The 9,984-nt window shown below is 63.2% G+C and carries 15 protein-coding genes; 10 read left to right on the top strand and 5 right to left on the bottom strand.

Annotated features, from left to right (window positions below):
- From G8767_RS34505 to G8767_RS34490, 4 genes are all read left to right on the top strand, one after another.
- The coding region (locus tag G8767_RS34505) for a hypothetical protein (RefSeq protein ID WP_346843066.1) at nt 1-664 on the top strand (664 nt) is incomplete at its 5' end.
- Between the two features lie 113 nt (nt 665-777).
- Nucleotides 778-1,224 carry a hypothetical protein gene (locus tag G8767_RS34500; RefSeq protein WP_047270065.1) on the top strand — a complete coding sequence of 149 codons (447 nt, stop codon included), beginning with the start codon at nt 778-780 and terminating at the stop codon, nt 1,222-1,224.
- Nucleotides 1,221-2,060 carry an RAMP superfamily CRISPR-associated protein gene (locus G8767_RS34495; RefSeq protein ID WP_052959905.1) on the top strand — a complete coding sequence of 280 codons (840 nt, stop codon included), beginning with the start codon at nt 1,221-1,223 and terminating at the stop codon, nt 2,058-2,060. The genes G8767_RS34500 and G8767_RS34495 overlap by 4 nt, the downstream gene beginning before the upstream one ends.
- Entirely contained in the window at nt 2,057-2,797 is a 741-nt protein-coding gene (locus G8767_RS34490; RefSeq protein WP_230691657.1) for a hypothetical protein, read from the top strand. Before G8767_RS34495 ends, G8767_RS34490 begins: the two co-directional genes overlap by 4 nt.
- A gap of 56 nt (nt 2,798-2,853) precedes the next feature.
- Here the strand turns inward: G8767_RS34490 and G8767_RS34485 are convergent, their stop codons facing one another.
- Entirely contained in the window at nt 2,854-3,180 is a 327-nt protein-coding gene (locus G8767_RS34485; RefSeq protein WP_141695870.1) for a hypothetical protein, read from the bottom strand.
- 335 nt (nt 3,181-3,515) lie between these two features.
- On the opposite strand from G8767_RS34485, the gene G8767_RS34480 reads away from it, so the two are divergent.
- Nucleotides 3,516-4,244 (top strand): hypothetical protein, encoded by a 729-nt coding sequence (locus tag G8767_RS34480; RefSeq protein ID WP_047270057.1) that lies wholly within the window; start codon nt 3,516-3,518, stop codon nt 4,242-4,244.
- An 84-nt stretch (nt 4,245-4,328) separates the two neighbouring features.
- On the opposite strand, the gene G8767_RS34475 is transcribed toward G8767_RS34480, so the two are convergent.
- Entirely contained in the window at nt 4,329-4,574 is a 246-nt protein-coding gene (locus G8767_RS34475; RefSeq protein ID WP_047270058.1) for a hypothetical protein, read from the bottom strand.
- 226 nt (nt 4,575-4,800) lie between these two features.
- On the opposite strand from G8767_RS34475, the gene G8767_RS34470 reads away from it, so the two are divergent.
- On the top strand, nt 4,801-5,091 hold the full coding sequence (locus G8767_RS34470) for a hypothetical protein (protein WP_141695871.1): 291 nt from the start codon (nt 4,801-4,803) through the stop codon (nt 5,089-5,091).
- 85 nt (nt 5,092-5,176) lie between these two features.
- Here the strand turns inward: G8767_RS34470 and G8767_RS34465 are convergent, their stop codons facing one another.
- Nucleotides 5,177-6,412 (bottom strand): ATP-binding protein, encoded by a 1,236-nt coding sequence (locus G8767_RS34465; protein ID WP_047270060.1) that lies wholly within the window; start codon nt 6,410-6,412, stop codon nt 5,177-5,179.
- 306 nt (nt 6,413-6,718) lie between these two features.
- Here G8767_RS34465 and G8767_RS34460 point away from each other — a divergent pair, with 306 nt between their 5' ends.
- From G8767_RS34460 to G8767_RS34445, 4 genes are read left to right on the top strand one after another with little or no spacing between them, the layout of a single operon-like run.
- Nucleotides 6,719-7,423 carry a hypothetical protein gene (locus tag G8767_RS34460; protein WP_052959907.1) on the top strand — a complete coding sequence of 235 codons (705 nt, stop codon included), beginning with the start codon at nt 6,719-6,721 and terminating at the stop codon, nt 7,421-7,423.
- A 3-nt stretch (nt 7,424-7,426) separates the two neighbouring features.
- Nucleotides 7,427-7,795: a DUF3846 domain-containing protein gene (locus G8767_RS34455; protein ID WP_047270061.1), complete on the top strand. Its 369-nt coding sequence runs from the start codon at nt 7,427-7,429 to the stop codon at nt 7,793-7,795.
- The gene (locus G8767_RS34450; RefSeq protein WP_047270062.1) at nt 7,792-8,118 is read left to right on the top strand and encodes a hypothetical protein; all 327 of its coding nucleotides are present in this window, start codon (nt 7,792-7,794) and stop codon (nt 8,116-8,118) included. Before G8767_RS34455 ends, G8767_RS34450 begins: the two co-directional genes overlap by 4 nt.
- Entirely contained in the window at nt 8,115-8,282 is a 168-nt protein-coding gene (locus G8767_RS34445) for a hypothetical protein (protein ID WP_155419191.1), read from the top strand. Before G8767_RS34450 ends, G8767_RS34445 begins: the two co-directional genes overlap by 4 nt.
- Nucleotides 8,283-8,543: 261 nt before the next feature.
- On the opposite strand, the gene G8767_RS34440 is transcribed toward G8767_RS34445, so the two are convergent.
- Both G8767_RS34440 and G8767_RS34435 read right to left on the bottom strand, forming a co-directional pair.
- Nucleotides 8,544-8,891, bottom strand: coding sequence for a DUF3024 domain-containing protein (locus G8767_RS34440; RefSeq protein WP_125053472.1), 348 nt, complete (start codon nt 8,889-8,891; stop codon nt 8,544-8,546).
- 38 nt (nt 8,892-8,929) lie between these two features.
- Nucleotides 8,930-9,984 (bottom strand): IS30 family transposase (locus G8767_RS34435; protein WP_166814178.1); only part of this gene is annotated, 1,055 nt, incomplete at its 5' end.

Genomic DNA, 9,984 nt, shown 5'->3' with positions numbered 1-9,984 from the left:
TCGGATACCCATGACCGCTCTCGACGTCACCGCCGCCGCATACACGGGCGCGGTCGGGCGCCCGTACTCGCTGCACCGGTCCGCCGGCGGGTGTGCGCGCTGCGCTGGTAGCGCCGAGACGATGACCCCGACCGGGCAGGTGGTCTCACGCAGGTTCACCGGCTACGAAACCTGGACGAACCTCTCCAGCCGGGTCCTGTGCGAGGTCTGCGTGTGGGCATACCGGCACCTGCCACTGCGCAGCTGCGCGCACATCATCACCGCACACCCGCCCACCATGCTCGAAGCCAACCCCACACAGCTGCAGAAGGTCCTGTCGCAGCCGCTACCGGCCGGAATCGCGGTCACCGTCCCCGCGCCGCTCTGGCGCAAACACCTTCTCCCGGATGCCCGCTGGGGGCAGATCAACGTCGACGGGGTGAACATCACCTGGCGCACCGATGACGCACAACGCCTGGCGGTGATGTCCGCACTGCGAGAGTTGGGGTTCACCGAACGGGATCTCCGGGCGCCGGCACCGCCGCACCGAGTGCTCCGCACCCTCGAACACCGGCTGTGGGCCCAGATCCTCGAGGATTGGCAGACGTTGGCCCCGTGGCGCAGCGCCTCATCGTGGTGGATCACTGCGGCCCGAGCCAGCGAACCTGACCACAGGCGGACATGAACGACAATGGGATGGCCTGGTCGAGAACGATCCGGGCGAAACAGGGGGAGGGGCACTGCTCAGTGAACGGCCGAAACGTAGGTGCGAGAACCAAACACAGCGGAGACAACTCGATGACCACCACAGCGCCGTCGGCGGCGACGGAGCGGTGGCTGGCCGCGGCACCATTTCTACCCCGGCCCCTTGACCCTGATGCCGTGATCGCCGATCGTCTGATCTTGTTGCTGCACTACGGCGTCGACCGCTCGGAGCACAACTGGCTCTCCACGCGAAGCGGCGACTACTACTGGAATCAGTATCTACCCGAACGGATCCAAGACGCCGCCTACACCAGCGGAGGGAACCTGAACCGGTGGTGGACGAAGGTATCCGGGCACCTGGGATCCACACCCAGAACTCGGGCGCAGGAAATCGAGTTGGCCGTCCTGCTCGCCACCGAACATCCGAAACGTGTCCTGCAGGCGATGCGCGATCAAACCGCCGCCCTGACCTTGCGCACGAAGATCATCACCGACGCTGTCCGCGCCGATCGCACACCCGCCGACGAGGTCGATCGGTGAGCATCAGCCGCGTCTGGGAAATCGAGATGGTTGCCCGATCACCGATCTCCCATCAGGGCGAAACCATCGGCGGCACTGCACTGTTTCGGCGCATGAAGATCATCCAGCCCGACGGATCGATCGAGCTGGTACCGGTGGTGTCCGGGAACTCGTTCCGCGGAGTGTTGCGCCGCATCGGGGAAGAAATGCTGCGCGATGTCCTCGGCTACGACAACCAACTTCCGCTGCCCGTGGCACACACCCTGCGCAACGGCGGCTCGATCGTGAAGACTAAAGCCGAACCCGTCACCGGCCGACGCCTCAACGAACTACGCGAGCTGGTACCCCTGCTCAGTGTCTTCGGCGGCGCGGTCGGAGCCGCCCCGATCAGCGGCTGCCTACGCGTGGGTCACGTGGTGCCGATCGTCACCGAAGCCGCACCGGTGCTGCGCTTCGACTACGAAGGCCCGCTGCCGAGCAGCTTCGACGTCGAAGCCCGCGAAAGCTACAGTCACCTCGACGACGTGAGCACCGCCCGCGACAACCCCACACCGTCGACAGGGAACACTACGTCGCCGTTGATGCGCTACGACATCGAAACCCTCTCCCCGGGAACCAGGTTCGAATCCTGGGTCCAACTCGACCGGGGCAGCGCACTCGACGAAGCATTTACCGCGGACGTCCTGACCGAGTTCACCCGGCGAGGATGGCTCGGCGGCAGGTCGGCCATCGGCCACGGCCAGGTCGGCGCCGCCATCACCCCCGATCCCGCTGACGGCATCGACCTCGACTGGCGCGCCATTGTCGCCGCCCGCCGCCAAGAAGCGCTCGACGCGTTGATCTCGCTGCCGGCATGAAAACCGCCCGCCCGAATGCGGCGATGCAGCCGCTGCTGGTGCGCGCCCGACTCGGCTCCGGAGTCGGCCACGCACCACCGTGGGGCATCAGCCTCGACGGACTGCTCGCCTCACAGATCCGCGAGAACGAGAAAGCCGCCGCACGCGAATCCGGAACCGACTACATCCCCTACGATTCCGAGGCGCCGCCGCGAGATCTCGACCTCCCACTTGCCCGATGCACCCGCGCCGGAGGCGACGATTGGCATTGGGCAGCGACTTTCGCGTGGCCTGAAGGCGAAATTCCCGGCCCGCACGTCCAGTACTGGAGCGCCCGCCCCGATCAGCACGCACTCTCCCAGATCTCCGACACCCTTCCCGCGCACCTCTCCCCGCGCCAGGGCCGCTACCGGGCCGCGGTCATGCCGCTACCGCTGACCATCGCCCGAGCCCTGACCTGGCGCGCCGTCGGCAACCGTGACCAGGTCGCCGCCCTACTTGCCGGCATCACCACGATCGGGAAGAAACGCGCCGCCGGCAACGGCATGGTCCTCGACTGGACCGTCACCGCAAACCCCGACGGCGACGCCTGGGAGTATTCGCATCTGCACCCGGACGGGCGGCTCGGCCGCACCGCTCCCGCAGCATGCCTCGAACATCGCCCCGAGGTGGCCACGGGTGGTGCGGCGGTGATGGGTGTGCGCCCGCCGTACATGCACCGCGCCAGAGCCGCAGAAGTGTTCCTGCCCGCCATCTGAGGGCGCGCGCCTACCCGAATGCGCTGCCGGCATGTACGACTGACGACGTTGTCAGATCACCGCGGGATTACCGGCCGGGTGGCTGGGGGAATGTATCGCGGTCGTCTCACAGTGTTCAGATGCGTCCGCCCGACGTCCTCTGGGCCACCGAACAACTCTTCTGCACGTCTGTTGTTGAGGAACGTGCTGATCAGCTGCCACAGTTCGTCTGCAAACGGCGGAGCTGCGGGACCAACCAAACGGAGCAGGATCACGAATGCGTCGTCGTCGTCGAGCGCGACGACCACACCGTGAGAAGTGATCACGTCCGACTCGTCGGGGTAGACCCCGCTCAAAGCCTCGAGGCCCTGAAGATAATCGGCGACGAACCTCTCAGAGAGCATGCGTTCATCCTTCCACCCGTCCGTCGACATCAAACCCGAGAGTGAAGCCGAACGGATCCGTACTGCGGACATTCCCACTGCCGGAGCATGCGTCCTCGACAGAGCGCCAGGGAGTACTCGCAACTGCCCCCCGGGTGGGGCTTCGTACCGCTCTCCGTGATGGGGCCATCTGGGCTGTCTCAACCAGAGCGAAAGCCTGTATGCAGGGGTTTGACCCGACGGGATCCTTGTTTGTTTCACCTGAGGGAATTCCTCGCTCGTCTGAAGTGTATTGATCGGCCGCTACGTTCTCCGCACAGGGAAAATGCGCTGCAATCTGAATGAAGGGGAAGACCATGGCCGACAAGATCACGCCAACGGGCTCGTTCGACGAGGCGATCGCCAGCTATCTGACGAGAGGCCCGACGCTGCGGCTGATGATGCGGTGGGATCTGGTTCAGATCTATGGGGCACTGAAGTCCGTTCCGGGGCAAATCCGCGCCGGTAGAGCACAGACGTCGAAGAAACGATGGCGACTGTGGTCGAGGGCGCTACGTGCATCAATCGAACTTGTCGTTGTACTCGCAATGTTGTTGTGGGCGATATGGCAAGTGGGATCAGCGTTCATCGCGTGGTGGCCGGTTGAGTCCGGGGCCGCGCAGGTCGGGGTACGGGCCGCGTCCGTTCCGCTGGTGTCTCTCGTGTCCGCTATCGGAACGGTAGGCGTGCAAATGAGCGCAGATCGATTGTTGGGGCACAGGATTATCTGGCGCCGTCAAGGTTCTGCATTCGCCGCACTTCGAATCGCCCGGAAGAAGTCCGGGCGCCACGAAATTCACGGCCTGGGAAAATGGCCGATCAGGAAGTCAGAATCAACAGATACGGTGGCCGAAGAACTCCGCGGAGACCTGAAAGATATGGCTGATGCGACGATTGGCACCGTTCTCACGACGAGTGCGGTGGAACCGAAGTTGCGGGCGATGTACATCAGCGAAGGTATGAGGCCGGCCACCGCGCAGGAGTGCACCAAGTACCGGCTCGACCTCAGGAAAGATCCGTTGATCTACCGCCCCCACGAAATGTGAGTTGACCGTCGCGCGAGGTGAACAACATCAAAATGGCCCGCCCATCGGGCGAGCCATTTTTCGTGCAACTGTTCTGAAGCGGTGTCAGCGCCGGGGGGACTTGCGGGTGTAAGGCCGCATCAGCTCCGGGTGCTCGTCGGCTCGCTGGACAGCTGCCACCATCTGCGGATTCGCGAGATAGATCTGCTCGTTTCTGGTGAGCATGTCTACGGGTTCGAGAATGAGGGTGCCGTCTGACTCTTCCATGATTCGGTACCTTTCGGCTCGGTTCTTCACCTTGCCCAAGCTGATTCGGTTGCGGCTGTCAAGTTCCACGTGCAGGTCACTCATCAGTGCCTCGTCAAGTCTTGTCGGTGAATCTGGGGATGTTTGTTCATGTTGGTGAGCGTTCGATTGGGTGTTTCATCAGGGGAAACCCACTTCTGGGTGTACCACTTCTGTACGAGTGCTGTACCTGAACCATACCCATCAGAAGCATGTGGTGCAATGTTGCGCATGAACCGAATGCACCAACGGCACCACTGTAACGTCGGTGCAATACAGTACTGTTGGCCGCGTGGCGAGATTACGAGTGCTTGACGAAGCCGACGAGGCGATGAACGAACTCTGGGCATCGAACCCGGCTATGTGCGATCGCATCGAGGACATCATCGACGAGATCATGGAAGATCCGTCAGACCCGCGCCACATGCGCCGCTCGAAGTTTTTGAGGCCGCCGAGCCGGTATGCCTACATCGTGCACGACCCGGCCGGTGGTGAGGACTGGTGCTTCCTGTGGCGCATCAACACCACGGACGCTGGACCGGAACTGGCTATCTATTACGTCGGCCCGAACGTGTTCGAATAGCCGCTCTCGTCCAATCCTCCACAACCCTCTCAGAGCCGATGTTTCCGGTGGCAGGTGCAGCCGAACCAGGGACGCCGCCCGGAATCTAATGGGTTTCATGGCCCTCGATGGCATGCAAGGTGCTGACACCGCCTTGATTGACCGCATCTTCGGCGAGGGTCTTCACCTGTCCGCGGTAGTCGGTCTCACCGGCGCCGGCTCGGACGGTGGAAGCGATCGGGCCGTACACCCCCGTAGTGGCTGCATCCCCGCCGTGAGGACCCCACTCCCATTGGTCGGGCGACTGAATGATGAGGGGACGTGAGCCGTTCCACTCGATGCCGACTCGCGTCTCGTACTCGCCTGTTCCGTACCACTCGCCAGCAGTTCGAACGAGGGCCATGAAGTCCGCGACAGCGTTTTCGATCACAGCGGAGTCGACCTGGTTGCTCAGAAGTTCGGCCGACCTCGAGGAGTGGGTGCCGATGACAAATGCAATGCTGACAGCGCCGTTGTGGTGAAACGCTGCCCGCGTCCTCCACCTGTCCTTGTCACTGCGATTGCGACTGGATGCGACCCACCGCCTAAGCCCCGGATGGGGATCGTGTCGCCCGATATGCCCCAACGGCGCGACCCCTGATCGTGTGTAGGTGTGACGATTGGCGGTCTCGAACATGGCCTTGGCTTGCTCGAGAGTGGCTCGTGTCGTGATCGATGCTGGTATTCGAGGCTGGGCGACGGCGATGAACCAGGCGTGTTGGTCGGTGACTTTGCCGGCGGCTTGTTCGGCGTAGAGAGTGTCGAGAGCTTCGGCGCTGTTGCGACGTTCGTCGAAGCGAGCGCGGTACATGAGTTCGATCTGGCGTTCTTTCATCCACACGGTGTCGGCGTCGTTGCGGATAGGTGCACCGAAGTACTCGCCCCGGTAGATCAGGTGGGGGCCGTCGACGCTGGCGTCGACGACGATCGCCACGACCTGGTTGCCGATCGCTCCGATCTGGTGGATACCGAGTCCGAAGACGGGCGGGGAGATCGCGGTGACGGCCGCACTGCGTAGGGCGCGTTCGAGTTCCTGGGTCAGCCCGCCGACGTCGCGCCTGCCGGTGGCCGCTTTCTGGGTTTCTGTGATCCCGTAGACGATGACGCCGCCGCCGGTGTTGGCCATCGCGGCGATGTCCTTCGGAAAATCCGATTGCGGCAGTGCCTTGATCGGCGGCAGCTCGGACTTCCAATCGAGATCCCCGGTTTCGCTGATGCCGTCGGCAACGGCCGCGTCGATCATCTCGTCGGTGATCGGTTGCGGCGGCAGGCCGAGGAGCCGGTGCAGAGCGGTGAAGTCCATGCCCGGATGTGTACCACGGCACCCGATTTCGGGGGCGGTTCCTTCTTGCGGCGAAGCTGCCCATCCGGTGCCCCGCCACCGGATGGGCCGGTGGTTTTCGGGGGTCTCGGATGCTTGCTTTCGGGTGATGTTTGTGGGTCGAATTCCAGTCTATTTGTTTGCGACACAGGTGTTTTCGTGTGTTGCGTCTGTCGGTGGGGTGGGTTATGTTTTTGGCGTTCCCAGTTGATGCGGGGCGGGGGTTGACCACCCTGGCCCGCGACCCTTTCCCGAAGCGTTGGTTTCGGGGGTTCGGAGTTTTTTCTGATGTCTATCGACGCTGTTGATGTTGTTGTCGCTGATCGCGTGGAAAGCGCGATTGACGGTGTGGTGTTCCCGCCTGCTGATGGTGAGTTCGTGCGGGTCGATACCGGTACGGAGTGGTTGCGGGGGTGGGTTGTCGTGGATTCGTCGCAGAAGCCGACGCCGCCGGAGAACTGGGCTGCTGTTGTTGTGATGCCGGTGTCGGCTGACGCGGCGGTGTGGGAGGGGCGCGTGACCCCTGACCAGGTCTCTTTGGAAGCTCCCGGCGTTCAGCCGGTGTGGTGGTCGCGGGTGGCCCCGCTGATCGTGGAGACGATGACCGCACGCCGCGACGCGGGGGCGGCGCGGGAGGCGCAGCGCACCGCCGAGGACGGTACGTCGGAGTTGGCGGCGAAGCACACGAGATGGATTGACGCGTTGGTGGCATCGGCGCACGAGTGGGCCGATGACAACAGTCTGTGCTCGCAGTTCGACAACTTCATGATCGAGCATGATCTTCCGGGGCGCTTGCGCATGTACGACGTGGAGGTTGAGGTCAATATCCGTACGACGGTGAATGTTTCGGTGTCGGCGTCCAGTGGCGACAATGCTGCCGATTCGGTGGACACGAGCGAGGTGGAATCGGCGTTGCGCGACAAGTACGGGATCGCGGGATATGTCGATGTCGATATCGATGACTGGACCGTCGAGAACACGGAAGAGGCGTAAGCGATGAGTGTTGTAGCTGTGCGGGTGGGAATCGACGGAACTGTCTCGGAGATCGACTTGGGGCAGGACACGGGCGCGGGACTGCGGGCGGCAATCGAGTGCCGTGGGTTCGATGTGGTCCGGTTAGCTCCCGGTCTGGATATGTGGATCGACGACGAAGGGCTGTTTACCGCTGATCCGGTGGTGAACACGGTAGCGACGGCGATTGCGTGGGCTTACGGGTTCGTGTGGCAGAAGTACGTCGGGGTGGCGGTGTTCGCGTCTTCCGACGATGAGGGGGAGACGGTGAGCTTGCCGGACGCTGATCGGTCCGCGTTGGTGGATGCGGCGCGCGAATTGAGCGCCTTGCACGCTGCTGGTGTGTCCGTATGAGCGCCCCGGCCCCGTACCTGAGTGCGTCGGACCGCGCGGCTCTCAAGGGCGCGCATTACGTCGAGGAGGCGGTGCGGGTGTACCTGATGCGTGATCTGGACGGGTCGAATACGTGGGTGATCGATCCGACGACGTTCGGTGAACCGCTGTACTCGGACTACGACGACGGTCCTGTCACCGAAGAATGCCAGTGTGAGCGCCCCGACGAGTGCGCGGGCGTTCTGAAAGTGATGTCCGGTATCGGATTACCCGACGGTGAGGAACTGATGCGGATGCTTGCCGACAGTCTCGGTTACGCGGTGGCGAAGGTGGAGCAGTCGTGACGGCGACGGCGGTGGCGTTGAGTGAGATCGCCACTATCGGGGAGCTGGCGGCGCTGTGCAGCGTCAGCGCGCCGTCTGCGGACTCGGTTGCCGAGGCGGTGGAGTCGAACGCACTGCGAGGGTTATTAGCGGGCGCGGGACTGGTGCCGTACGTGGCGCGGTAGCGGTACCGCTACCGACGAATTCGAATCGCAGATCGCTGATCTGGTCGGTGACCTGCATCATTTGGCGGACGCGTTGGGCGTGATGTGGTCCAGCGTGCTCGACCGGGCCGAGGATTATCACCGTGAGGAACGGTGCGGGGTGTAGTCCCTGGACCGTGCAACGGCCCTCATCTGCTGGCGTGTGCTGGTGGGTGGGGGCTGTTTCGTTGCCCGAAAATCATCTTGGTCTCAATAGGTCAACGCATCACCGACGATAACGGATCAGCCCCAGAAGATCGGATCGCCACCGTTTTCGATGTGATCGAGCAAATCCTGAACGTGAGGGCTCGGCGCCAAGAACTGGTAACGGTGAAATTTGAGGTTCCGGTCCCGCCAATACAGAGTCCACAGCCCGGTTTTCTTCGTGTAAGACAGGCGGGCGATCGGGAATCGCGTCCACTCCGGTCCGAAGTCCTCGCGCCACGGCGGCCGGCATTCGCAGATCGTGACATGGCGCGGCGCGATGTCGCATTCGACCCGAATCTCATGACGCAGACGATCGGGAACTCTACTGGCGCAGTACTTCACGATACGGGCGACATCGAGTTCGGGGAGTCCGGTGGCAGCCATGACCATCATCATGCCAACCGCCGTTATGGCCAGCTTTGCTATCCAACTGCGGAGGAACCGAGCACCTGGTCTTCTCGTTGGCGTGGACTGTTCCAGTCGAGCACCCGACGAGGCCGATTGTTGAGTCTTACCGCGATCGAATTCAGGTCCTCCTGGCTGAAAGTGCGCAGGTCAGCGTTCTTGCGCAGGTACTGGCGCAGGAGCCCGTTCGTATTTTCGTTCGTCCCTCGTTGCCACGGATGATGCGGGGCGCAAAAGTAGATGGGCAGGTCGAGTGCTGCGGTGATGCGCTCGTGCGCGGCCATTTCCAGTCCCCGATCCCACGTCAACGACCGACGCAGATGCGCAGGCAACCGGCCCAGATAGGCGATCAAGGCGTCCGCAACCGTCTCGGCCCGGTACCCGTCCGGCAATGCGACCACATGCACGGCGCGGGATTGCCGATCTACCAGCGTCGCGACCGCCGACGGGCGGGTGCCGAACACGAGATCACCTTCGAGGTGTCCGGGCTCGCTACGATCGCCGGCCGCAGCTCCTCGAAGCTCGATGGAGACTCTGTTCCGTATCTGTCCGCGCCCGTGGGAGCGTTTCTTCCCACGAGGGCGGCGGATCCGCCGATCGGTACGCAGTTCGTGAAATTTTGTATCGTCGAATACTTGTCGCGACGGTATGTAGAGGCAGCGGTAAATCGTCTCGTGCGAAACCCACATCTGCGGATCGGACGGGTACTCGCGTCGGAGCCAGGCGGAGATCTGCTGCGGTGACCACTGCTCACTCAGCTTCCCTGTGACAATCTCCCGCAGAAAATGCCTGGTGGAGAGGGTCGAGATTTGAGGGCGGCGTGCGCGGACATACGCTGCGGCATCCGCCGGGGTCGCCCGATAGTGTTCGCGGCCGCCGTTGCGGGCGATCTCCCGTGCGATCGTGGACGGGGATCTTCCGAGTTTGTCGGCGATCGTCCGAGCGCTGTCACCGGCGGCGATCCCACGGGAAATCTCTTCACGCTCCCCGGCCGTGAGATGAGATGCTCGCCGACGACGTGGGAGCGGCCGGATACCGCCGGATTTACGCAGGAACCGGCCGATCTGAGGGA

The organism is Rhodococcus sp. IC4_135 (assembly GCF_011602025.1).
GTDB classification, from domain to species: Bacteria; Actinomycetota; Actinomycetes; order Mycobacteriales; family Mycobacteriaceae; genus Rhodococcus_F; species Rhodococcus_F baikonurensis.
Note: the sequence above shows the minus strand (reverse complement) of the source record. Positions and strands in the feature narration are given on the sequence as shown.